Annotated in this window: 27 protein-coding genes and 2 pseudogenes; 23 read left to right on the top strand and 6 right to left on the bottom strand. The window is 61.8% G+C overall.

The genetic code is table 11. The features are described 5' to 3' along the window. Window positions 1-101: 101 nt before the first annotated feature. The 12 genes and pseudogenes from rplC to rplX all read left to right on the top strand — a co-directional run bounded on the left by rplC (window position 102) and on the right by rplX (window position 5,890). Window positions 102-722: a 50S ribosomal protein L3 gene (rplC, locus tag DW913_RS01860; RefSeq protein WP_035137484.1), complete on the top strand. Its 621-nt coding sequence runs from the start codon at window positions 102-104 to the stop codon at window positions 720-722. A 46-nt stretch (window positions 723-768) separates the two neighbouring features. Next, window positions 769-1,395: a 50S ribosomal protein L4 gene (rplD, locus tag DW913_RS01865; RefSeq protein ID WP_006235032.1), complete on the top strand. Its 627-nt coding sequence runs from the start codon at window positions 769-771 to the stop codon at window positions 1,393-1,395. After that, a complete protein-coding gene (rplW, locus tag DW913_RS01870; protein WP_006235033.1) occupies window positions 1,396-1,683 on the top strand; it encodes a 50S ribosomal protein L23 in 288 nt (95 codons plus the stop codon). A gap of 179 nt (window positions 1,684-1,862) precedes the next feature. Continuing rightward, entirely contained in the window at window positions 1,863-2,693 is an 831-nt protein-coding gene (gene rplB, locus DW913_RS01875; protein WP_055250219.1) for a 50S ribosomal protein L2, read from the top strand. Between the two features lie 32 nt (window positions 2,694-2,725). Then, entirely contained in the window at window positions 2,726-2,986 is a 261-nt protein-coding gene (gene rpsS, locus DW913_RS01880) for a 30S ribosomal protein S19 (protein WP_006235035.1), read from the top strand. Window positions 2,987-3,000: 14 nt separating this feature from the next. Continuing rightward, complete coding sequence (rplV, locus tag DW913_RS01885; RefSeq protein WP_006235036.1) at window positions 3,001-3,372, top strand: 50S ribosomal protein L22; 372 nt, start codon at window positions 3,001-3,003, stop codon at window positions 3,370-3,372. Between the two features lie 6 nt (window positions 3,373-3,378). Beyond that, window positions 3,379-4,089 (top strand): 30S ribosomal protein S3, encoded by a 711-nt coding sequence (rpsC, locus tag DW913_RS01890; protein WP_006235037.1) that lies wholly within the window; start codon window positions 3,379-3,381, stop codon window positions 4,087-4,089. Further along, window positions 4,089-4,484: pseudogene (gene rplP / locus DW913_RS01895) on the top strand (50S ribosomal protein L16); the annotation flags it as partial. The gene rpsC and the pseudogene rplP, both read left to right, overlap by 1 nt. Window positions 4,485-4,591: 107 nt before the next feature. Then, complete coding sequence (gene rpmC, locus DW913_RS01900; RefSeq protein ID WP_006235039.1) at window positions 4,592-4,807, top strand: 50S ribosomal protein L29; 216 nt, start codon at window positions 4,592-4,594, stop codon at window positions 4,805-4,807. A gap of 16 nt (window positions 4,808-4,823) precedes the next feature. Next, window positions 4,824-5,084, top strand: a complete 261-nt coding sequence (gene rpsQ, locus DW913_RS01905) for a 30S ribosomal protein S17 (protein WP_006235040.1) — start codon at window positions 4,824-4,826, stop codon at window positions 5,082-5,084. A gap of 118 nt (window positions 5,085-5,202) precedes the next feature. Further along, window positions 5,203-5,571 carry a 50S ribosomal protein L14 gene (gene rplN, locus DW913_RS01910; RefSeq protein WP_006235041.1) on the top strand — a complete coding sequence of 123 codons (369 nt, stop codon included), beginning with the start codon at window positions 5,203-5,205 and terminating at the stop codon, window positions 5,569-5,571. Between the two features lie 13 nt (window positions 5,572-5,584). Then, the gene (gene rplX / locus DW913_RS01915; protein WP_099432059.1) at window positions 5,585-5,890 is read left to right on the top strand and encodes a 50S ribosomal protein L24; all 306 of its coding nucleotides are present in this window, start codon (window positions 5,585-5,587) and stop codon (window positions 5,888-5,890) included. Window positions 5,891-6,657: 767 nt separating this feature from the next. Here the strand turns inward: rplX and DW913_RS10120 are convergent. Both DW913_RS10120 and DW913_RS10125 read right to left on the bottom strand, forming a co-directional pair. After that, the gene (locus DW913_RS10120; protein WP_231501554.1) at window positions 6,658-6,759 is read right to left on the bottom strand and encodes an IS3 family transposase; all 102 of its coding nucleotides are present in this window, start codon (window positions 6,757-6,759) and stop codon (window positions 6,658-6,660) included. 292 nt (window positions 6,760-7,051) lie between these two features. Further along, a pseudogene (locus DW913_RS10125) lies at window positions 7,052-7,159 on the bottom strand (hypothetical protein); the annotation flags it as partial. On the opposite strand from DW913_RS10125, the gene DW913_RS01925 reads away from it, so the two are divergent. The 8 genes from DW913_RS01925 (at window position 7,116) to DW913_RS01960 (ending at window position 15,156) form a co-directional block, all read left to right on the top strand. Beyond that, window positions 7,116-7,433, top strand: a complete 318-nt coding sequence (locus DW913_RS01925; RefSeq protein ID WP_229026325.1) for a 5'-methylthioadenosine/S-adenosylhomocysteine nucleosidase — start codon at window positions 7,116-7,118, stop codon at window positions 7,431-7,433. The pseudogene DW913_RS10125 and the gene DW913_RS01925 sit on opposite strands and share 44 nt — an antisense overlap. A gap of 227 nt (window positions 7,434-7,660) precedes the next feature. After that, window positions 7,661-10,402 (top strand): PRD domain-containing protein, encoded by a 2,742-nt coding sequence (locus tag DW913_RS01930; protein WP_117638025.1) that lies wholly within the window; start codon window positions 7,661-7,663, stop codon window positions 10,400-10,402. A 123-nt stretch (window positions 10,403-10,525) separates the two neighbouring features. After that, the gene (locus DW913_RS01935) at window positions 10,526-10,999 is read left to right on the top strand and encodes a PTS sugar transporter subunit IIB (RefSeq protein WP_089572478.1); all 474 of its coding nucleotides are present in this window, start codon (window positions 10,526-10,528) and stop codon (window positions 10,997-10,999) included. Between the two features lie 9 nt (window positions 11,000-11,008). Beyond that, window positions 11,009-11,794: a PTS sugar transporter subunit IIC gene (locus DW913_RS01940; RefSeq protein ID WP_089572477.1), complete on the top strand. Its 786-nt coding sequence runs from the start codon at window positions 11,009-11,011 to the stop codon at window positions 11,792-11,794. 2 nt (window positions 11,795-11,796) lie between these two features. Beyond that, a complete protein-coding gene (locus tag DW913_RS01945) occupies window positions 11,797-12,630 on the top strand; it encodes a PTS system mannose/fructose/sorbose family transporter subunit IID (RefSeq protein WP_089572476.1) in 834 nt (277 codons plus the stop codon). 26 nt (window positions 12,631-12,656) lie between these two features. Then, entirely contained in the window at window positions 12,657-13,055 is a 399-nt protein-coding gene (locus DW913_RS01950; RefSeq protein WP_089572475.1) for a PTS sugar transporter subunit IIA, read from the top strand. 12 nt (window positions 13,056-13,067) lie between these two features. Beyond that, window positions 13,068-14,192 (top strand): glycoside hydrolase family 172 protein, encoded by a 1,125-nt coding sequence (locus tag DW913_RS01955; RefSeq protein WP_172676343.1) that lies wholly within the window; start codon window positions 13,068-13,070, stop codon window positions 14,190-14,192. A gap of 79 nt (window positions 14,193-14,271) precedes the next feature. Next, a complete protein-coding gene (locus tag DW913_RS01960; protein ID WP_199407873.1) occupies window positions 14,272-15,156 on the top strand; it encodes an ROK family protein in 885 nt (294 codons plus the stop codon). A 116-nt stretch (window positions 15,157-15,272) separates the two neighbouring features. Here DW913_RS01960 and DW913_RS01965 read toward each other — a convergent pair whose 3' ends face one another. Continuing rightward, on the bottom strand, window positions 15,273-15,509 hold the full coding sequence (locus tag DW913_RS01965; RefSeq protein ID WP_158566170.1) for a DegV family protein: 237 nt from the start codon (window positions 15,507-15,509) through the stop codon (window positions 15,273-15,275). 630 nt (window positions 15,510-16,139) lie between these two features. Between DW913_RS01965 and DW913_RS01970 the strand changes: the two genes are divergently transcribed. Together DW913_RS01970 and DW913_RS01975 are read left to right on the top strand one after the other, a co-directional pair. Further along, window positions 16,140-17,219: a Gfo/Idh/MocA family protein gene (locus tag DW913_RS01970; RefSeq protein ID WP_117797429.1), complete on the top strand. Its 1,080-nt coding sequence runs from the start codon at window positions 16,140-16,142 to the stop codon at window positions 17,217-17,219. A 3-nt stretch (window positions 17,220-17,222) separates the two neighbouring features. Beyond that, window positions 17,223-17,969 (top strand): DeoR/GlpR family DNA-binding transcription regulator, encoded by a 747-nt coding sequence (locus DW913_RS01975; RefSeq protein ID WP_117797430.1) that lies wholly within the window; start codon window positions 17,223-17,225, stop codon window positions 17,967-17,969. Between the two features lie 116 nt (window positions 17,970-18,085). Here DW913_RS01975 and DW913_RS01980 read toward each other — a convergent pair whose 3' ends face one another. Further along, window positions 18,086-18,745 carry an RluA family pseudouridine synthase gene (locus DW913_RS01980; protein ID WP_233541970.1) on the bottom strand — a complete coding sequence of 220 codons (660 nt, stop codon included), beginning with the start codon at window positions 18,743-18,745 and terminating at the stop codon, window positions 18,086-18,088. A gap of 15 nt (window positions 18,746-18,760) precedes the next feature. After that, window positions 18,761-21,256 carry a U32 family peptidase gene (locus DW913_RS01985; protein ID WP_117797431.1) on the bottom strand — a complete coding sequence of 832 codons (2,496 nt, stop codon included), beginning with the start codon at window positions 21,254-21,256 and terminating at the stop codon, window positions 18,761-18,763. 298 nt (window positions 21,257-21,554) lie between these two features. On the opposite strand from DW913_RS01985, the gene DW913_RS01990 reads away from it, so the two are divergent. Beyond that, the gene (locus DW913_RS01990; protein WP_035137477.1) at window positions 21,555-21,932 is read left to right on the top strand and encodes a RidA family protein; all 378 of its coding nucleotides are present in this window, start codon (window positions 21,555-21,557) and stop codon (window positions 21,930-21,932) included. Between the two features lie 112 nt (window positions 21,933-22,044). Here DW913_RS01990 and DW913_RS01995 read toward each other — a convergent pair whose 3' ends face one another. Beyond that, the gene (locus DW913_RS01995) at window positions 22,045-22,701 is read right to left on the bottom strand and encodes a transcriptional regulator (RefSeq protein WP_232049564.1); all 657 of its coding nucleotides are present in this window, start codon (window positions 22,699-22,701) and stop codon (window positions 22,045-22,047) included. Window positions 22,702-22,979 lie beyond the last annotated feature (278 nt).

Consider the following 22,979-nt stretch of genomic DNA (forward strand, 5'->3'; position numbering starts at 1 on the left):
ACAAGGCTGGGGAGCACGTCGTGTAAGTAGTGGTCCTCTAGGGGCGTACGCTCGGTGGTGTACGCATTGTCCCAAGACCACGCGAGAGTTGGGATCATATCTTGATCAGCATGATTCTCGGCCGCAAGATTGGCATGACCCAGGTTTGGGACGAGGACGATAACGTCGTTCCCGTCACGGTCATCCAGGCTGGCCCCTGCGCTGTCTCGCAGGTTAAAACTCAGGCAACCGACGGCTATGACGCCGTCCAGATCGGTTTCGGCGACATCAAGGCCAAGAACGTGAACAAGCCCATGGCTGGTCACTTCGCCAAGGCTGGCGTCGAGCCTGTCCGCTTCCTTCGTGAGGTCCGCGTCGAGAACGGCGAGGAGCACAAGGTCGGCGAGGTCGTCACCGTCGCTGATTTCGCTGATGTCGAGAAGGTCGACGTCATCGGTACCTCCAAGGGTAAGGGCTTCCAGGGTCGCATCAAGCGCTGGGGTCAGCGCCGCGGTCCTATGACGCATGGTTCTCACTTCCAGCGTCACCCCGGTTCTATCGGTCAGTGCGCCTATCCTGCGCGCGTCCTCAAGGGCGTCAAGATGGCCGGTCACATGGGTAACGAGCGCGTTACCGTCAAGAACCTTTCCGTTGTCCGCATCGATGCCGAGCAGAACCTCATCTTGGTCAAGGGCGCTGTCCCGGGTGCCAAGAATGGTCTCGTCGCCATCCGTATGGCCTAAGGGCCCAGCCCATTTAGCCCAGCGTCATACCAAGGAGAACACTTAAATGGCAAAGTTTGAAGTAAAGAACAGCGAGGGCAAGAAGGTCGCCGAGGCCGAGCTCGCCGCTGAGGTGTACGGCATCGAGCCGAACATCCACGTTATGCACCACATCGTCAAGTGCCAGATGGCCTCTTGGCGTCAGGGCACCCAGTCCGCTAAGGGCCGCTCTGAGGTTTCCGGTGGCGGCAAGAAGCCTTGGCGTCAGAAGGGCACCGGCCGTGCCCGCCAGGGTTCCATCCGTGCTGCCCAGTGGCGTCACGGTGGCGTTGTCTTCGCCCCCAAGCCCCGTTCCTACGCTAAGCGTATGAACAACAAGGAGGTCAAGCTGGCTATGCGCTCCGCGCTGTCCGCCAAGCTGGCCGATGGCGAGCTCGTGCTCGTCGACGACTACGGCTTCGAGAAGCCTTCCACCAAGGCTGCCGTTGCCATGCTCAAGGCTCTTGGCCTTGAGGGCAAGCGTCTGACCATCATCGTTCGCGATGAGGACGTCAACGCCTACCTGTCGTTCCGCAATATTCCCAAGACGTTCATCATCACCGCTGACGAGGCCAACACCTACGATCTCGTCAACAACAACGCTGTGCTGATGCCCGCCGACATCGCCGCTCACTTCGGGGAGGTGCTTGCATAAATGACCGCCCACGAGATCATCATCCGTCCGATCGTGTCCGAGCGTTCCTTCTCCGGCATGGAGCAGAACAAGTACACGTTCGAGGTCGCCAAGGATGCTAACAAGTATCAGATCAAGGACGCTGTCGAGGAGATCTTCGGCGTCAAGGTCGTTCGCGTGAACACCTTGACGGTCAAGCCCAAGACCAAGCGCGTGCGCTATGTCGCCGGCAAGACCCGTTCTTGGAAGAAGGCCATCGTCACGCTGGCCGAGGGCGACACCATCGAGGTCTTTGGCAACCAGGCCTAAGACTCGCTGCTGTTGAGTGAGCTCATGCCTCCCAAATAGGGGAGGCGAGAGCTCAAGGTTTCGGGCGTATAAAATGGACACGCCCGGAACCGTGTATACGTCCGGTGTCATCGCACCCGAGGCAGAACCTCGAATCCCTGTCTGCGATGGCTAACGGATTCCTATTGAAAGGGATTGTAATGGCTGTAAAGCACCTTAAGCCGACCTCCGCTGGTAGGCGTTGGCAGACGATCTCCGATTTCTCTGAGATCACCTGCACCAAGCCCGAGAAGTCCCTTCTCGAGCCCCTGCCCAAGAAGGCCGGTCGTAACAACAACGGCCGCATCACCACCCGCCACCAGGGCGGCGGCGTGAAGCGTCGTTACCGCGTGATCGACTTCAAGCGCAACAAGGACGGCGTGCCCGCCAAGGTTGCCACGATCGAGTACGATCCGAACCGTTCCGCTCGCATCGCTCTGCTGCACTACGCTGACGGTGAGAAGCGCTACATCCTGGCCCCCAAGGGCCTCGAGGTCGGTCAGACCATCATGTCCGGTTCTGACGCCGACATCAAGCCGGGCAACGCTCTGCCCCTCGCCGACATCCCCGTCGGTACGCTCATCCACGCCGTCGAGTTCCAGCCGGGCAAGGGCGCTGCTATCGCCCGTTCCGCCGGTAACTCCTGCCAGCTGATGGGTAAGGAGGGCAAGTACGCTATCGTCCGTATGCCTTCCTCCGAGATGCGCCGCATCCTCGTTACCTGCCGCGCCACCGTCGGTGAGGTCGGCAACGCCGATCACGCCAACATCGTCATCGGCAAGGCCGGCCGTAAGCGTCACATGAACGTGCGCCCGACCGTCCGCGGTACCGTCATGAACCCTGTCGACCACCCGCACGGCGGTGGCGAGGGCAAGAACCACACCTCTGGTCGTCCCTCTGTTACCCCCTGGGGTAAGCCGACGAAGGGCCTTCGTACGCGCAAGAAGAAGAAGGTCTCGAACCAGCACATCATTCGTCGCCGTAAGAAGTAATTTCGGATACCGAGTTTTAGGAGAAAGCACTTATGAGCAGAAGTCTCAAAAAGGGCCCGTTCGTGGAGACTCGCCTTCTCTCGCGTATCACCGCGATGAACGAGGCTGGCAAGAAGGACGTCGTGAAGACCTGGTCCCGCGCGTCCACCATCTTCCCCGAGATGGTTGGTCACACCATCGCCGTCCACGACGGCCGCAAGCATGTGCCCGTGTATGTTACCGAGTCCATGGTTGGTCACAAGCTCGGCGAGTTCGCGCCGACTCGTACGTTCCGTGGCCACAAGGCCAAATAGGGGGTTAACCGTAAATGGCAACTAAGTCTATTGAAACTGAGGCCACCGAGGTTCGCGCCGTCGCTAAGTACGTGCGTGTTTCCCCCAGCAAGGCCCGCCTGGTGGTCGATCTGATCCGCCGCAAGCCTGTCGCTCAGGCCTTCGACATCCTCCACTTCTGCGACCGCGCCGTCGCCGTGGATGTCGAGAAGGTTCTCCGTTCCGCCGTTGCGAACGCCGAGAACAACAACGGTCTGCGTGCCGACAACCTGGTTGTCGCCGCTGCCTATGTTGACGAGGGTCCGACGCTTAAGCGCATCCGTCCCCGCGCCAAGGGTTCCGCTTCTCGCATTCTGAAGCGTACTTCCCACATCACCGTCGTCGTTGCTCCTCGAAAGGAGGCGTAAAGCTGTATGGGTCAGAAAGTCTACCCCACCGGCTTCCGTCTTGGCATCACCGAGAACTGGCGCTCCCGCTGGTTCGCAGAGAAGGATTACGCTAAGACCCTCGGTAACGATCTCGAGATCCGCAAGTACCTCGAGAAGCGTCTTTCCCGCGCAGCTGTCTCCCGCGTCGAGATCGAGCGCGCTGGCGACAAGGTGAAGGTCATCATCCTCACCGCTCGCCCCGGCGTTGTCATCGGTAAGAAGGGTGCCGAGATCGATACCCTCCGCACCGAGCTCGAGAAGGTCGCTGGCGTCTCCAAGGGCCAGCTCTCCGTCGACGTTGTCGAGATCAAGCGCCCCGAGCTCGACGCCAACCTCGTTGCTCAGTCTATCGCCGAGCAGCTCGAGGGCCGCGTTGCCTTCCGTCGCGCTATGCGCAAGGCTGTCCAGTCTGCCCGCAAGGCCGGCGCTAAGGGCATCCGTATCCAGTGCTCCGGTCGTCTCGGCGGTGCCGAGATGGGCCGTCGTGAGTGGTACCGCGAGGGTCGCGTGCCTCTGCACACCCTCCGTGCCAAGATCGACTACGGCACGGCTGTCGCCAGCACCACCATGGGCGCTTGCGGCGTGAAGGTCTGGATCTACCTGGGCGAGAAGCTCCCGGGCCAGCCTGTTCCCAACCCTGCACTTGAGGGCTCTTCCCGTCCTCGTCGTCGTAACTCCGAGAGGAGGGGTCAGTAGTGCTTGCCCCTAAGCGTATTCTTCACCGCAAGGTGCAGCGTGGCTCCATGAAGGGCCAGGCCAAGGGTAATACCGAGCTGCATTTCGGTGAGTTTGGTATCCAGGCTCTCGAGGCCCATTGGATCACCAACCGTCAGATCGAGGCCGCTCGTATTGCCATGACCCGCTACATGAAGCGTGGCGGTCGTGTCTACATCACGATCTTCCCCGATAAGCCCATCACCAAGAAGCCTGCCGAGACTCGCATGGGTTCTGGTAAGGGTAACCCCGAGGAGTGGGTGGCCGTCGTCAAGCCCGGCCGCATCATGTTCGAGGTCAAGGGCGTGCCCGAGGAGGTCGCTCGCGAGGCTCTGCGTCTTGCACAGCACAAGCTTCCCATCAAGACCAAGATTGTTGCTGCTAAGAACGCTGAGCAGCGCATCGAGAAGGAGATGGCTGAGGAGGCCGCTCTCGAGGCCAAGTGGGCTGCTGAGGACGCCGCCGCCGCCAAGGAGGAGAACTAATGAAGCCCGCAGAGATTCGTGAGCTCTCGGACGCTCAGCTCGTTGAGAAGCTGAAGGAAATGCGCGCCGAGCTCTTTAACCTTCGTTTCCAGATGGCCACCAGCCAGCTGGACAACACCGCTCGCGTAAACACCGTGAAGAAGGACATCGCTCGCGTCCTCACGGAGCAGCGCGCCCGCGAGATCGCAGCGGAGAAGTCCGCTGTCGCCGAGTAGGACCTAAGGAGAGAACATGACTGATTCGCGTAACTCGCGTAAGGTCCGTACGGGTGTCGTTACCTCCGTCTCCGGTGCCAAGACCATTGTTGTCACCATCACCGAGCGCAAGCGTCACCCCAAGTACGGCAAGATGATGACCAGCTCCAAGAAGCTGCACGCTCACGACGAGGAGTGCACGGCTGGCGTGGGCGATACCGTCCGCGTTATGGAGACCCGTCCTATGTCCAAGATGAAGCGTTGGCGCCTCATCGAGGTCGTCGAGCGCGCCAAATAAGCAGTCGCTCTTACGACTTGTACGTTTCCGAAGATGTGCGTATGTCTGGCTTGCATACCACGGGCCGTATAAAGGCTGCGCACCTCTCTTCGGTTCTTAGTTCGGAGGAACATCTACCATGATTCAGATGCAAACCATGCTGAACGTCGCCGACAACTCCGGCGCTCGCAAGATTCGCTGCATCAAGGTGCTTGGCGGTTCCAAGCGTCGTTATGCAGGCATCGGCGATGTGTTCATCGGTGCTGTCCAGGAGGCTACCCCTGGCGCCAACGTCAAGAAGAAGGACGTTGTCCGTTGCGTCGTCGTTCGCACCGTTAAGGAGATCCGCCGCAAGGATGGCTCCTACATTCGCTTTGATGAGAACGCCTGCGTTGTCATCAACAACGATGGTTCGCCCGTCGGCACCCGTATCTTCGGGCCCGTCGCTCGCGAGCTTCGTGACAAGAAGTACATGAAGATCGTCTCGCTCGCTCCCGAGACCCTGTAGTTAGGGGAGATATATGTATATCAAGAAGGGCGATAAGGTCCAGGTTCTCTCTGGTAAGGATCGCGGCAAGCAGGGCGTTATCCTGCGTGCTCTCCCCGCCGAGAACAAGGTCGTTGTCGAGGGCGTTTCGGTCGTTAAGAAGGCCGTCAAGCCCAACGCTGCCAACCAGCAGGGCGGCATCGTTTCGCAGGAGGCTCCCATCGACGCCTCCAACGTCAATCTCGTCTGCCCCGAGTGCGGTAAGGTTACCCGCGTCGGTCACGAGAAGGACGGCAAGAACAAGCTGCGCGTCTGCAAGAAGTGCGGTCACAAGTTCTAAGCTGCCCGCAACATCAAGTTGCTAGCAAAGGCCCGGATGCCACGGCACCCGGGCCTTTTTCTATCCCCACTCGATGGCTTCGGTTCTGCCGTCCCGTCATTCCGGTTGCATCCAGTTTTCGGTGCCGTCTCGAATCGAGTGCCGCCAGGTGACACCCTGTCGCGTTTCGTCGGCTTCGGGGACAAAAGTCGGGACAACTCCAAAAACTATTTTCGAACTCAGGGCTTTGAGTTTTTGTTTTTGTCCCAAAGGGCGCGGCGGGATGCCTTTGGAGGCTCGATAGCGCCGAAAACGCCCGTTTTGAAACTTAAATGCCTTTTCGCGTGCAAGCCGCCAGCTGCAATAGGAAGTGAATCAACGCAGGTGGCTTTCAAGCAGTTTGCAAAACTGCAGGTCGCAGGTCTTCATTGCCAGTAGGAGAAATGAGTAGTCTCAGGTGGCTTGCCCATGAGTTGACGAACGGGATTTGAGATTACGCTGACGTCCGGAAACGCTTCGAGCACGGCGTTACGTTTTTGGGGTTTGGGCGTAGCCCCTGCACCCGCGAGCGCGGGCCTTAAGCCCGCCGAGAGGGTGACGCGTCGAAAACGAAGGGGAAAGAGAGAAGGGGCCGTCCCTATCATTCAGGTTGCGACCGAAGAAGACAAGGAGACCCCCTGAGCCTGAATGATGCCCCACAGACCGCGTCCGACCGAGCTCAAGCCGAGCTTTTCCTGACGTCCGCCTTCGCGGAGATGATGGCTGGATTGGCTATGGATTGGCAACACTTATTTGGACGATTCCGGGAGGGACGGCCCCGCCTCCCTGAACTCGACCGGCGACATGTAGCCCAGCGTCGAGTGGATCCTGAAGTTGTTGTACCAGTGCACGTAATCCAAGAGCTTGGCTCGGAGCTCGCGCGTCCCTCCTCGGTCCTTCGGAGTGGCCGACGATCTCCCCGTTGCAGAGGTCGACGAGCAGGCAGACGTAGTTCCACGACGTCCCGACGCGCACGCAGGCCAAGTCGCTGCATATATGGGTGCACGGCGCCCTGCCGCCGAAGCCGCGCGCGACGACGTTCGACACGTCGGCCTCGTTGACCGCCCCGGGGTGCACCTTGAACCTCTTCCTGCCGTATGCGCCGGCCAGGCCGTTCTCCCTCATGATGCGGCAGACGCGGCGCCGGCTGACGGTAACGCCCGACCTCCCGGGCGACGCCTTGATCTTGCGCGATCCGTTCCGGCCCTTGCTGGCGGCGTGCGCCGCCGCGGCCGCCGTCGCCCCCGACATTAAGGTCCTCAAGGGCCGCGTCGTCTCCGGCGACCAGTTCGTCTCGCCCGCGGAACAGAAGGAGCGAATCCTCGCGACCTTCGGCGACCTGTGCTGCGAGATGGAGGGCTGCACCATCGCGCAGGCCGCCTATCTCAACGGCGTGCCCCTCGTCGTCGTGCGCGCCATCAGCGACAAGCCCTGCGCCGAGGGCCGGGTCGTCGACTACAACACCTTCGAGAAGAAGGCCGCCTGCGACTGCGCCCGCATCGCCGCGCGCATGGTTAAGCTTTAGGCCCTGCGCGCCGGGGCCCTTCTTTATGTTGGGACCCCGGCGCGCCGGGGCCCTTTCCAAAGCGAAGTGTCGAGCCGAAGTGTTGAGCGTCGGCCCTGAATGTTCAATGGCCGTTGTTTTCTGCCCCTCAAGTGGTGGACTTTTCCTCGGAGCTGTTGATTCCCCCACGCGCCCCCTTCCGTTCTCTGTTCTCCCCTTATACTCCTTGTACGAGGAGGTAAGAAGTCATGGACAAGACCACACAGGACAGCTTGGCAAAGAAACCCGTCGACATGAGGGACAGGATTCTCGAGCATCTCGAGGCCCTCACCTCTGCCGTCTCGCTCGACGACCTTGCCCGTCTGTCCACCTCCGACATCGCCGAGACACTCATCATCTCCAGGAGCCTGGCGAGCCAGTACCTCAACGACCTTGTTCGCGCCGGTCTTGTGGTTAAGGTGGCGGGCAGGCCTGTCCGTTATTTTCATCGCCGCGCGTTCCAGAAGCGTTTTCAGGTAAAGCTCTCTGCAAGCGAGTACGCCTCGCTCGCCGACCTCATCCAGGCGACGGGAATCGCCGATCACCGCGACTTCGCGCGTGCCGTGGGCTTCGACATGAGCCTCAGCTCCGTTGTCGAGCAGTGCAAGGCTGCGGTTCAGTACCCTCCGTTTGGCCTGCCCATCCTCTTGAGCGGCGGCGTGGGTGTCGGTAAGTCTTTCCTTTCTCGCCTTGTGTACGAGTACGGCAAGAACCAGGGCTTGCTGTCCCGCGACTCCTCCTATGTGCGCATCGACTGCGCCGGGGTCCCGGACGCCGCCTCGTTCAACGGGCTTCTTGACGAGTCGATCGCGAATGCGCGCGGGGGTGTGGTCTTTGTCAACGGCATCGAGGCACTCTCTCCCTCTGCGATGGAGCACTGCCTTGCGACGGCCCTCGGGCTCGATGCCTCCCAGGATGCGCCGCGCGCTCGCCTCGTTCTTTCGACGACGCTATCCGCCGATGACCTGAAGGTTTCCTCGGCCTACAGCAAAATGCCCATCTGTGCCCGCGTCCCCTCACTCAAGGAGCGGACCCCCGAGGAGCGCGAGGATCTCATCTTGAGCTTCCTGCGCAGCGAGGGGTGCCGAATCGGTTCTGATGTGAAGATCAGCCGCGGCGCATACCGTTGCCTCGTGAACGCGGACTTTTCCGATAACATCGCCGGCTTGCGCGCCTGCGTGACGAACTGCTGCGCCAAAGCGTTCCTCAATCGCGAGGGCGACTACGTCGTCGTTCGCCCGTATCTTCTTCCCAGCGGGCTCCTCTCCTCCGCGCAGATCGATCAACAGCCCGACGATGGCGTTCTGATCGACGCGTCTCTGGATGCCGCCGAGAGCACAGGGCCGGTCGAGCAGGCGCTCGATGCCCTGTGCTCCCTCGATGAGCGATTCTGCGCCGGGGAGCTCTCTGTCTCCGAGCTTGTCTCGCAAGCTGTCTCCGCTGTGCGCGGCGTTGAGGATCACTTGATCTTCGACCACGGCGTCGCCTCCTCGAGGTCGCGCGCCTTCGAGCGCGTCGTGGGCGCGGTCCTTGCCGACGCAGGCTCTTCTTATGGCATCGAGCTTTCGAGGAAGGTCGCTTTTCTACTGGCCCAGGAGATTTGCCTGCAGTTGTGGCCGGGTATCGGCCTGGCTAAGCGAAAGTCTGCCTGTGCGGAGCAAATCTCCCATCTCCTCGGTGCCGTGACCTCCGAATTGCCGTTTGCCTCGAGTGTCTCCGATCAGGTCGCCGCAGACGTGGAAGGGGCGCTGGGAATCTCGCTCGATCACTTCACGAAGACGCTTCTGACGCTGTGCGTCGCATCGGAGTCTCGCGATGCGAAGGCCCTTCGGACGCTCTGCGTCATCCTGTCCCACGGCTACTCAACGGCGACGAGCATCGCCGACGCGGCGAACCGTATGCTCGGCATGCATGTGTACGAGGCTGTCGACATGCCCTACGACCAGCAGCTGAAGGACATCGTCGGTCCGCTCCAGCGCCTCGTCGACCGCCATTCCTACTGCACCGGGGTCGTGTTCCTCGTCGACATGGGCTCCTTGGAGGAGGCCTATAAGGCCCTCGAGAACGTTACCGACTCCACTATCGGCGTGGTGAACAACGTCTCTACCGGTCTTGCGCTCGAGATCGGGGTCGGGCTGCTCGGCGGCAAGTCCATCGCCGAGGTTCTTGGCGATGCGACCGCCGCGTGCGTGACGCACTGCAAGGTGATCGAGCGCGTCAACCGTGAGGACGCCATCGTCTTCTGCTCCGAGTCCGGGGTCGACGCCGCGGAGAGGATACGCCAGCTCGTCTCGCAGAGCCTCCCGCGCACCATAGGCGCGCGCCTGCTCACGAGGCCCTTCAAGCAGCTCGTCGCGAACGGGTCGAACGACGCCGTTTTCTCCGAGCACCGCGTCTGCGCCGTCATCGGCACGGGAGACCCCGGGGTCGCCTCCGTCCCCTTCGTCGCCCTCGAGGACATCATGTCGACGGCGTCCGCCTCTAAGGTTGATGTCGTGTTCGGCAGGTGGCTTGACGCTTCCGAGCTCTCTTCTTTCCACGAGAAGCTGCTCTCGAACATGACGCTGCAGAACGTCATCCGCTCCATCACCATCCTCGACCCGGAGCGGCTATTCCATGAGATCGAGAGCGCCGTGCACGAGCTTCAGCGCAGGACAGGCGAGAAGATCGGCAGCAACGCCATCATTGGGCTCTACGTTCACCTCTGCTGTCTCGTCGAGCGCCTTGTTACCAGAAACCCCATTGAGACCTACGTTGGCCAGGACCGCTTCGAGGAGGAACGCGCCGATTTCATCGAGTCCTTCAGGCAGAGCTTCTCGAGCATCTCGACGCGCTATCGCGTAGAGGTTCCCGTAAGCGAGATCGCATATGTCTTCGACTACATAAGCGTGAGCGCCGCCCCGGCGCGAGAAGAGCGCCTCGGCTCCTCGGACCTCCTGCTCGACGAGTGACCTTCCCCGCGCCGCCGCAAGCTGACCGCGCGTCCTCAATAATCCGATAACCCCTTGCCCGGCGCGAATCCGGATAGCGCCGAGGCAGTACCGAACGCAAAACTTCATTTGATAGGAGCAAACATGAGTGTTGTTATGGCACGAATCGACAATCGCCTGCTTCACGGCATCATCGTGACGCAGTGGGCCCCGGTGTCGGGCGCGACCCGAGTCATGGTCATCGACGACAAGGTCGCTGGCGACGAGGTCCTGAAGTCCACCATGAGGATGGCGCGCCCCGCGGGCATGGCCGTTTCGATCATCTCCGAGCAGACCGCGCTCAAGAACTTCGCCGCGGGCAAGTACGACCGCGAGAAGGTCTTCGTCATCGCCAAGGAGCCCGAGACGATGCTTCGCCTGGTCGAGTCGGGCGTCGAGCTCCCGTCGCTGGTCGTCGGCGGCTCGCTCGTCAAGGAGGACGGCATCCAGCTCACCCAGCGCGCCTACGCCTCCGCCGAGAACGTCCAGAGCTACAAGGCGCTCATCGCCCGTGGCGTCAAGGTGACGGCCCAGTTCGTGCCCGCCGACAAGCCCGTCTCCGTCGCAGACCTCATCTAAGGGGGAAATATGGTCAACTTCACTATCCTGCAGGTCGTCCTTTTGACCCTGCTGGCCTTCATCAAGCACGTGGACTACTACGGCATCCCGATGATCTTCGTCAATTACGCCGTTTTCTGGGGCCTCATCACCGGAGTCGTCATGGGCGACTGGAAGACCGGCCTTGTCATCGGCGGCACCATTCAGCTCATGCAGCTCGGCGTCGCGGGCTTCGGCGGCTCCTCCATTCCCGACTACGGCACGATGGCCATCATCGCCACCGCCTACGGCGTGACCCTGGGCTCCGACACGGGCCTCGCCATCGGCCTGCCGGTCGGCATGCTCGGCATCCAGCTCGACGTCGTCGCCAAGATCCTCAACGGCTTTGTCGTCGAGAAGTCCCAGAAGTTCTGCAACGAGGGTAAGTTCAATCAGATGAACGCCATCCTGTGGGTCTGCCCCGCGCTCTTCGGCCTGTGCGCCGCCCTGCCCGTCTTTGTCTCCGTGACGCTCGGCCAGCCCGCCGTCAACTGGCTCCTCGAGGTCATGCCCCAGTGGTTCCTCTCCGGCCTCACCCTCGCCGGCAAGATGCTCCCGGCCGTCGGTATCGCCATGCTGCTCCGCTACATGCCAACCGCCAAGTACTTCCAGTACCTGCTCGCCGGCTTCTTCCTCTCGGCCTTCCTGAACGTGCCCATCATCGGCGCCGCCATCGTCGGCGTTGCCCTCGCGATTGCGTTCTACCAGCGTGCCGAGAGGGACACCGAGCTCGCCGCCCACGCTTCCGCAGACGCCTTCATCGGAGAGGATGAGTAACCATGGAAAACGAGAACATCACCGCCGTCGCCGAGGGCAAGCCCTCCGGCTACAAGGTCACCAAGAAGGACCTGCGCAACGCGAACTGGCGCTGGCTCATGAGCGTGTGCACCTTCAACTACCAGACCCAGCAGGGCGCCTCAGTCGCCTACGCCCTCTCGCCGGTCCTGAGGAAGATCTACACGAACGACGAGGACTATAAGCAAGCGCTCAACAACCACTTCCGCTACTACAACACCCAGCCTTGGCTCGCCGCCATCATCCTTGGCGCCTGCGTGGCCATGGAGGAGCGCGACGGCCTAGCGGCGGCGGACGCCGTCCAAGACCTGAAGATCGGCACCATGGGACCGCTCGCCGGCGTCGGCGACTCCCTGCTCATGACCATGATCCCGACCATCATGGGCTCCATCGCCGCCTACATGGCCATCGAGGGCAACCCCGTGGGAGCCGGCATCTGGTTCGCGCTCATCCTGGCCATCTTCTGGGTCCGCATGCACGCCCTCGAGTTCGGCTACAAGCAGGGCGTGAAGCTCGTCACCGACTTCAGCGAGAAGCTTCCCAACCTCACTGCCGCCGCCTCCGTGCTCGGCCTCACCGTGGTCGGCTGCCTCATCGCCTCGGTCATTGGCGTCACCTGCCCGATTAGCTTCAGCTTCGGCGACGTCGCGATGGAGATTCAGCCGCTGCTCGACAAGATCCTGCCTGCCATGATCCCCGCCGCCATCACGGGAAGCGCGTATTACCTTCTTACCAAGAAGAACGCGAGCATGACGGCCCTCATCCTCGTGGTGATCGTCCTCGCGATGGTCGCCTCCGCCGCCGGCATCCTCGCCTAGCTTCGACCCAAGAGATTGGTGAATCAATGAGAAAGATAGTTGTGGCGAGCCATTCCCTTCTCGCCCAGGGCTTCAAGGACACCCTCGAGTTCCTTACGGGTAAGGGCGACGCCGTCAACGCCGTGTGCGCCTACGTGAACGACAACGGCGAGGGGCTCGACGCGGCGGTCGAGGCGGCTCTTTCGGGCACTGACGAGGTCGTCGTCCTCACCGACGCGTACGGCGGCAGCGTGAACCAGCGCTTTTCCCGCTTCGCCTCCGACCGGATCCACGTGATCGCGGGTGTCAACCTCCCGCTCGCCATGACGGTCGCGCTCGCGCGCCCCGACGAGAAACTCGACTTCGACGCCCTCGTCAACGAGGCGCGCCAGCAGATCATCTACGTGAACGGTGCCAGTTCCGCCGAGTGCGACGACGACGAATAGAGGAGGTCGACGATGAGAGAGTTCCTTAAGGACGTGTGGATGCACGGCGGTGAGGAAAGCCGCGCCATCACCCCCGAGAACATCACGGGCGAGAAGGGCCGCGCCGCCATGTCGGCCAGCCACCTCGGCGTCGGCCGCAAGGGCTCGTGCTGCGTGCCCCTTGAGTCCGGCGAGACCATCACGCTCGCGGACATCGAGGGCCCCGGCATCATCCGCCACATCTGGATGACCGTCCCCGACAAGACCGCCGCTGGCAGCTTCGTCATGCGTGACCTCGTGCTGCGCTTCTACTGGGACGACGAGGAGACCCCCTCGGTCGAGTGCCCTGTCGGCGACTTCTTCTGCAACGGCTTCGGTGAGCGCGCCATCGTCAACTCGATGCCCATCTGCGTGAACCCGACGGGCGGCATGAACTGCTACTTCGAGATGCCCTTCAGGAAGCACGCCAAGGTCACGCTTACGAGCGAGCACCCCGGGTTCATTAAGTACATCTTCTACACGTTCAACTACGCGCTCACCGACGTGCCGGACGACGCCATGTACTTCCACGCCCGCTTTAACCGCGAGCGCAGCACCCGCAGGGGCGTCGACTACACCGTGCTCGACGGCGTGCGCGGCAAGGGCTACTACGTCGGCACCTACATGGCCCTGTGCGCCCTGGAGCGCTATTGGTGGGGCGAGGGCGAGATGAAGTTCTTCCTCGACGGCGACGAGGAGTTCCCCACGGTCACCTCGACGGGAGCCGAGGACTACTTCGGCGGTGCCTGGGCCTTCCTCGACAGGCCGCCCCACGCGCTGCCCGAGGCGCAGTGCTTCAACACGCTGTTCGCCGGCTACCCGTACCGCTCGACGCGCGACGCCACGCGCGACCGCTTCAGCGCGGGCAAGCCGAACCCGAATCCGATGCTCGCGACTAACGACGACGCGCTGCCCAGGCACGGCCTCTACAGGTGGCACCTTCCCGACCCGATCTCGTTCAAGGAGGACCTGCGCGTGACGTTCCAGGACCTCGGCAACGACGACATCAAGCTCTACGAGCGCGAGGACGACATCTCCACCGTCGCCTACTGGTACCAAAGCGAGCCGCACGCCGTGCTCGCCCCGTTTGCCGCAAGGCAGGACCGCGTGCCCAGGTAGGGTCGCCTCGAAACAAGCCAACGTTATGGGCGCCCGCGGTTGACCATGACTGCGGGCGTCCCTTTGTAAGGAGGATCACATGAGCGAAAAGCAAATGAGGCTCGGCGCCCTCGAAGCCGGCGGGACCAAGATGGTCTGTGCCGTGGTGTCCGGCGACGGCGAGGTCCTCGACCGTATGGAGACCCCGACGCTTACGCCCGCCGAGACCGTCCCGCAGATGATCGAGTGGTTCACCGCCCGCGATGTGGACGCGTTGGGCATCGGCGCCTTCGGCCCGACCTGCGTCGACCCCAACGACGAGCGCTACGGCTCCATCCTCCAGACGCCCAAGCTCGCGTGGCGAGGCCATGGTCTTCGCGCCGCGTTCGCCGACGCCCTCGGGATTCCGGTGGCCTACGACACGGACGTGAACGTTGCCTGCCTCGGCGAAGTGGTCTTCGGCTGCTGCAAGGGGCTCGAGGACGCCGTCTACGTGACCATCGGCACCGGCGTGGGCGCGGGCGTCATGTGCGCGGGCAGACTCCTTCACGGCATGCTGCACCCCGAGGCCGGTCACATGCTGGTAAGGACCCGTCCCACCGAGGAGGGACGCTGCGTCTGCCCGAGCCACGCGAGCTGTCTCGAGGGGCTCGCCTCCGGCCCCGCCATCGCCGCGCGCTGGGGAAAGCCCGCGGCCGAGCTCGCGGACAACGATGAGGTGTGGGCGCTCGAGGGGGATTATCTGGGGCAGATGTGCGCGAACCTCGTGCTCATGTACTCGCCTCGCCGCATCGTCCTCGGCGGCGGCGTGATGCACCAGGAGCAGCTCTACGGCATCGTCCGCAAGAAGACCCTCGAATATCTGGGTGGCTACATCCAGACCGCCGAGCTTAAGGACATGGAGAGCTACATCTGCGCCCCGGGCTGCGGCGGCGACCAAGGAATCCTCGGCGCGGCCGAGCTGGCAAGAAGGGCGCTCGCGTAACTTGCGCTCTCTCCGCCATACAACGCGTTAAGAAAAGACGAGCGCTTCTTGCCAATTGAGCGGCAAGAAGCGCTCGTCTTTTGCATTTGTTTTTGGGGCAGGACGCCCCGCCTCCGCTAGAGTCCCTGGACCGCCACACCCACGAGGTTTGGACCGGTGTGGACAAGAAACGCGGGGCTGATGTCGGAGCGGACGACCTCCACCGCGTTGGCCACGCACTCGCACAGGGCCTGCTCCATGCGGTCGTAGAGGTCGGCGTGGGCCGAGGTGCGGCTCGCGGCAAAGCGCACCTTGGGGTGCTTCTCGACGATGGCGGCGATGAGCTTGACCTCGGTGCGATGCGGTACTTGCACAGCCATTTCGTGTACGCGAGGCTGTTGGCTTTCTGGGCCACAGCAATCACCTTCCCCCTAGTATGATGACCTGAACAATCCTCATGCTAGGGGGAAGGTTTTTGTCGCGTAGCGGAAATTGGCCTCCACCCGCTGAGCGGGTGGCTTTCTATGCCGCGCGTGCCGCGCGGCACGGACTAAAGTCCATGAATAAAAACGAGGAAGGCCACGTCCGGCCTCCCTCGCAAAGGGTCTCTGATTACTCCCACTCATTGGGGACAGACTTAAATGAGTGCTCTTGAAATGCCGGCGCCTGGGGACGTTCTTTTTCTGTCTGCAGTTTGGAACGTTCCTTTTCTGTCGGCAGTTTGGGACGGTCCTTAGAGCTGCAGCGCGCCATGAGCGAAGGCGAAGCGGATCATCCTGTCTTTTGAGTTCTAAGCATAAGCCCCTGTCTCTGAGCAATGACCGGTTCGCATTTGTGCGTATTTGCGTGCGTGGGATTGCGTGAATATGCGTATAGATGCGCCGTTTACGGGACAAAAATGACCGTTTAGCGGTGAGATACGCAAAATCGCGCACAGACGCGCGTGTTTGTGCGAATATAGAGCTATCCGAAATGCAAGACGTTCTATGACACAGGAGGCACATATGGTAGATTCCAAGCAGGCTCCACTCGACTCCGCGGCAGCCGCAAAAGCAGCGTTCGCTTCGGTCCAGGACAAGCCATTCCCCGATGATATCTTTACGGCTCCCGAGCTTCGTTGGGCTGTGATCGGGTGCGGTGTTATCGCCAACCAGATGGCCCAGTCTCTCGCTCTTGCCGGCCGCAAGCTTGCGGGCGTCGCCAACCGTACGCTGTCCAAGGCTCAGGCTTTTGCCGAGCAGTATGGCATCGAGAAGGTCTATGAATCGGTTGAGGACCTCTACGCCGATCCGGGCATCGACGCCGTCTATATCACCACGCCGCACAACACGCATATCACCTATCTGCGTGACGCGCTGGCCGCCGGCAAGCACGTGCTCTGCGAGAAAGCCATTACCCTCAATTCCGCTGAGCTCGACGAGGCGCGTGCCATCGCCGACGAGCGCAACGTCGTCCTCATGGACGCCACCACGGTGCTTCATATGCCCTTGTATCAAGAGCTGCGCCGTCGCATGGATGCCGGTGAGTTCGGCCGCATGAACCTCGCCCAGCTCAACTTTGGTAGCTACAAGGAGTACGGCGATCTGACCAATCGCTTCTACAACCGCAACCTTGCTGGCGGTGCCATGCTCGACATTGGCGTGTATGCCCTGTCCGTCATGCGTCTCTTTATGGCAAGCCAGCCCATTGAGGTCGTTTCGTTGGGCAACACCTGTGAGACCGGTGTTGACGTTGCGGGCGGCATCGTCTGCCGTAATGCCGAGCAGCAGCTGGGTGTTGTGAGCCTCACGCTCCACTCCAAGCAACCCAAGCGCTCGATTATTAGCTTCGATAAGTGCTATATCGAGGTCAACGAGTATCCGCGCGCCGATCACGCGACCATCGTGTGGACTGCGGACGGCCACCGCGAGGAGGTCCACGCCGGCACCGAGGCTTACGCCCTTTGCTATGAGATGGCCGATCTTGAGAAGGCCGTTGCCGGCGACGACTCTAAGCGTGAGCTGCTGGATTATGCTTCTGATGTTATGGAGCTGATGACCAAGCTACGCGCCGACTGGGGAGTCGTGTACCCCGAGGAGGAGTAAGCGATGCTAGCGGAAGATAGGCTCAACGCGATCGTGTCGATGGTTCAGCAGACCGGCTCGGTTACCGTGCCGGAGCTTGCCGAAGCCCTGGGCGTGACGGCGTCTACCATTCGGCGCGACCTGCAGATGCTCAATCGCGCACACCGTATCGCCAAGGTGCACGGTGGGGCGACGAGCCTTGAGCGCGCGCACGTGACGCGCGACCTAACGCTTAATGAGCGCAGCGACCTCCATAACGACGACAAGGAACGTATCTGCGCCCGTGCGGCGGCACTTGTGGAGCCCGAGAGCTTTGTATACATCGACTTGGGTTCGACGACGCTCAGGCTCATCGAGCATCTTCCACACCTTGAAGATGTCACCTATGTGACCGATTCCGTGCTCCATGCTCAACGCCTTGCTTTGCGCGGCATGCGTACCGTGGTGCTGGGTGGCGAGCTCAAACCCGAGACCGAGGCGCTCGTCGGTCCCGATGCCTTGGCAACCTTAGACCGCTACAACTTCAACTGCGGCTTTTGGGGCTCTAACGGCATTGCCGCCGAGCAGGGCTTCACGGCGCCCGATATCGAGGAGGCGCAAGTAAAGCGTATCTCGATGCGCCATACGGCCAAGCGCTTCGTAATCTCGGACGCCAGTAAATTTGGCATGGTGGCGCCCGTCAAGTTCGCGGACTTCCGTGACGCAACGATTATTACCGCAGGCGATGTCCCTGCCAAGTACCGGGCAATGGACAACGTCATCACGGTCTAACAGCAAGGGACGGGCTAAGACCAAAACCACCGCGAAGGGGCAGGAACCTTTGTGGTGGTTTTGACGTTTGTCCAGATAAAACCTGCCAAAATAAACCTGTCCCTTTTTGGCAGGTTTTAGGGCTCCCAGGGGCAGGGGGCTTCGATGTGGATGTGCTCGCCGGTTACGGGATGCGTAAAGGACACGCTGTGGGCATGGAGCATGAGGCCGCAGGGGCGCGGCGTTCCGTACAGGTCGTCGCCAACCAGGGGATGATGCTCGCTTGCCAGGTGCACGCGAATCTGATGCTTGCGGCCGGTGAGCAGCTCGACATCAATATACGAGCGCGCGGGCAGGCCGCGGCGGCTCTTAAGGCGCTTGAGTACCTTGACGCGCGTCTGAGACGGCTTGCCGCTGGCGCCAACGCGCATCTTGCGGCTATCGTGGCGGTCGCGGGCGATAGGCTTGTCGATGAGCTTCTCGTTCCAGTCGATTTTGCCCTCGGCGAGCGCCAGATAGTGCTTTTCGAATGCGCGGTCGATGACCATCTGGTCAAAGGCGGGCTGCGTCTGCTTGTCGAGCGAGAACAGCACCACGCCGGTGGTGTTGCGGTCCAGGCGATTGAGCGGCTGCATGTCGGTCGCGGCAAAGCCGTCGCCCATCGCCAGCAGCAGGTCGCTGGCGTAGTCGGTGAGCGTGCGCTCGCCGGTGCCGTCGCCGTGGACGATCATGCCGGCGGGCTTGTCGATGGCCATGAGCCAGGCGTCGCAGTAGAGGACTTGAGGTTCTTCGTTCACGTGTAAGCCTTTCGGTTAGCTAATTCCCACAAACATGCAGCCCGAGGTCGCCCCGCGCAGGCGGGCGGCGGGCTTGCGGCCGGCCTGCGCTGCTTCGACGGCGCGACGGACGCGGGCGACGGCACGGCCCACCTCATCCGTCTCGAGCAGCGTTCCGTCCACCATGAGACGACGCACGCCAGCATCGAGCAGCTGAGGAACCTGCGGCGTGAGGTCGATGGGGTAGGCATCGTACAGGCGAGAGCGGCCGTGGATGTCGGTGCGGACGGGCATGACCTTTCCGTCGATATTCTTGAGCGAGAGCTTGCGGGCACGCAAGCGGCAGTTGGCACAATCGTGGATGCAGCCGTTGGCAACCTGCAGAATGCAATGCTCGCTTGTCATGACGCGCGGGCGGCCAAAGACGGTGATGCCTAGAGCCGCGGGCGCGGCGGTGCCGAGCGAGACAATCTCGTCGAGCGTGATCTCGGGCGAGAGCCAAAACGCACCGGCTCCGCGCTCGGCAAGCGCCTCCATGCAGGGCGTGTTGTGTACCGGCAGGCAAGAGCGAATCTCGGCCGTAGCGCCAACCTGGGCGGCCAGGGCAAGCTCAGAGATGTTGCCAATAGCGACCGTGGCGCCGGCAACAACCCACGGGTCGACGCGTACGTGGTCAACGGCGCGGCAGACCTCGTCGAGCACGGGTACGATGCCCTGCTCAAATGCATCGGCGGGGGAGAGCTCGGCCGCATCGAGCGCGTCGGTGGTCATGTAGATGCGCGTTACACCCTCGGCGCGAGCGGCCTCGGCGGCCTCGAGCGAGGTGACGGTGGCACAGATCTGCGGCTCATCGCGGTAGTGCTCGGGCGCGGGGCGGGAATCACTGGTTACAATCGCCGGCAGCTCGAGCGTTTTCGTGCGCTCCTCGTACGGTGCCAGAATGGCCTCTTCCAGCGCCTTACAAGCGGCGGCGCGCACCTTGTGCACGGCGGAAAAGCCCATACCGCAGCCGGCGTCGAGCGAAACGTCAAAGCTTGCGGCCTCAAAGGGGGAGGAGCCCATGCGCCCGACGTGCTCAACCAGATCGGATGCCTCGACGGCGCGGGTCTTGGCAGCCTCGACGGTAAAGCCCGTGGCCGTGGCCGTAAGCGAAGGATCGTCGCAACAGGTGAGCGCAACGGCAAACGGCTCGCCCAGACGCGCCACAACGGACACGTCTACGGCGCGGCGGCGCAGCACATCGCGCTTGAGCGCGGCGCCGGCGGCGTCAATGGCGCGCTGGCTTCGAATCACGCGCACGCGGCAGCCCTCGGGCATGCTACGGGGCACGCGACACTCGATAACATCGCCGGCAGCGGCATCATCGGCGGCAATGGTGGTCAGGAACTGGTCAAACTCGTTATCGTGGCGAAGCTCCAGCAGGTCGCCCTTGCCCACGGGCTCAAACAGCTCAATGCGGGCGATGGCGGCGCGGCGACGGCGATCGTCGGGCTTGAGTCCGCGTACATCGCGGTTGGCCAGGCGGCTGCCCAGCACCGTGCCCACAATCTGGCCGCGGTTGTTGGAACGCTCATAGCTCATCATCTCGTCGCCCGAGGTGCCATCCTGGTAGGCGTGCGTAAAGTCGCGGTTAAAGCAGCGCTTGAGCTGGCGCTGGCGGGCGGCATCCTCATCCTTAGAGGTCGAAACATCGGCAAGCATGTCATCAATCTGGTGACGGTACACATCGACGATGGAGTACACGTAATCGGGAGCCTTCATGCGGCCCTCGAGCTTGAGCGATGCGGCGCCGGCGTCATACAGACGGCGAACAAGCTGCGAAGTGTTGGTGTCGCGCGGGCACAGTGCGCGCTCGCGACCGGCAGGGGAGAGCGAGCGGCCGTTCTCGTCAATTAGCTCGTAGGGTAGGCGACAGGGCTGAGCGCACATGCCGCGGTTGGCCGAGCGGCCCGCCATGGCAAAGCTCGACAGCAGGCACAGACCCGAGTAGCAAAAGCAGATGGCGCCGTGGCTAAAGACCTCAAGGTCAACATCGGGCGCAGCGTCGTGAATGGTGGCAATCTCGTCGATGGAAAGCTCGCGCGAGAGGGTCACGCGGTCGGCGCCCTGCTCACGGCACCAAAGGGTTCCGCGGTCGTCGTGGATGTTTGCTTGGGTTGAGATGTGCGCCTCGATGCCGGGCATGGTGCGCTTGACCTCAAAGAACAGGCCCCAGTCCTGGATGATGAAGGCGTCAGCGCCCAGCGTGGAGCAGCGATGGATGAGCTGCAGCGCATCGCTCATCTCGGATTCCTTGATGACGATGTTGACCGTGACGTAGACGCGCGAGCCGGCCAGGTGTGCAGCACGGCAGGCCTGCTCAAAGGCCTCGTCGGTAAAGTTCGTTGCCTTGCGGCGGGCGTTGAAGCTGCCCATGCCGCAGTAGATGGCGTCTGCCCCGGCGGCGAGTGCGGCGGCAAAGGGCTCGGGCCCTCCGGCGGGCGCTAAAAGCTCGGGTCTGCGGTTGGTGGTTCGACTGGCGGTTGCGGTCATATCCTGCCTTTCAAAATGCTCAGATACTCGAAAGTATAGTGGTGCCGTCGCGGCAGGCGATGCCCGTGCTCCAAGCGGGATAAAGTCTTCAGCAGCTTGGGCTGGCTGACCCCGTGGAGAACCGTTCAGCGGTCCAGGGAAACCGTTGGACGATAAAATATTCTCGCAACGTGATAATAATCTTGCATCGCGCGGAAACCTTGAGTACTATCCCAATCAAGCGCGGTGTTCAGACCGAACTGTGCCTCCCGGTGTGAACGCCGCGCTCTCGTTCCCTTTTACTTGTAAGGAGAAAAACATGAGCAAGACCGTCGTGTCTTCCGATAACGCACCCGCAGCCATCGGCCCGTATTCCCCTGGTATCCAGACCGGCAACATGGTGTTCCTGTCCGGCCAGCTGGGCATCGATCCCGCAACTGGCAAGATGCCCGAGGGCGTCGAGGCCCAGGCCAAGCAGTCCCTTGCTAACGTCGAGGCCCTGCTGACCGCTGCCGGCGCCACCTTTGCCGATGTCGTCAAGACCACAGTCTACCTGGCTGACATTGCCGACTTCGCTGCCGTAAACGAGATCTACGCCTCCAAGTTCGAGGCCCCGTTCCCCGCGCGCAGCGCTTTTCAGGTTGCCGCTCTTCCGGCTGGCGGTCTGGTCGAGATCGAGGTCGTCGCCGCTCTCTAAGGCGTTGGCCACAACTAAACATGACATGCAAAAAGACCCTGCAGCGCGTGCGAGCTGCAGGGTCTTTTGTCAAGTGACGAATCGCTTGTGGAGCCGCGCTCCATTTTGCTCGTTAGCCCTCCTTGCGGACTTTTTGCAGGTAGCGGTACACGCTGGGCTCCGAGATGCCCAACGCGGTGGCGGCACAGGCCACGGCGCCCTTGAGCATGAACACCCCGTTGCCGTTGAGGTGGCGAATGACGTCCACGCGGTCGCTCTGACCAAGCGACGCTACATCCAGCCCGCGCGCGCTCAGCAACTCGGCAATGCTGCGGTCGATGAGCTCCTGTGTGGACTCCGAAAGGCTTTCGACCTCGATAGGGGCGGGCTCCGTGCGCGTCGGCGCCGCGTCGAAGCACGCCATGAGCTGCTGCGCCATGGCGTTGATGGAGCGCACGGTCGAGAGGTCGGTGTTGACGCAGAGCATACCGACGATCTCGTCATCCTCGCGGATAAAGAACGTCGCGGACTCCAGCGTCTTGCCTCCGGCGCCGCGGCCCTCGTAGCCCGTAATAAACGGCAGGTCGCGATACTTGGGGTCGTGCATGATCTTGAGCGCCAGATCGGTGGCGGGACCGCCGACCTTGCGGCCACTCACGATGCCGTTGCGAATATCGACGATGGCGTGGTCGGGATCCGAGAAATCGTGCAGCACGATCTCGCTGTTCTTACCGAGTATCTGCTCCAAGAAATCGACCATCGGCAAAAAGCGGCGTACGGTCTCGTTCACGGGTAACTCCTTTGGGTGAAATCGGAAATGTTCATAACAATTTTTTCTCATGGTAACACGCTGCTCATCATCTCGTATGTCCGCAGGTACATTGCGTAATGCAGACGAACGGTATGATTTTGGCGGTAAACGGTCGACCAAAAGAAAAGTAAGATGTTATTTAGACCAGACACATTCCTGACCTGCGGAAACGAGTTATTTCAGCTTAAGAATAGTCTGATAACAAAAAATTATTATTGAGAATAAGAACCATCTTTAATACGATATCCAACGAAGGC

Source organism: Collinsella sp. AM42-18AC (assembly GCF_003467965.1).
Lineage (GTDB): Bacteria > Actinomycetota > Coriobacteriia > Coriobacteriales > Coriobacteriaceae > Collinsella.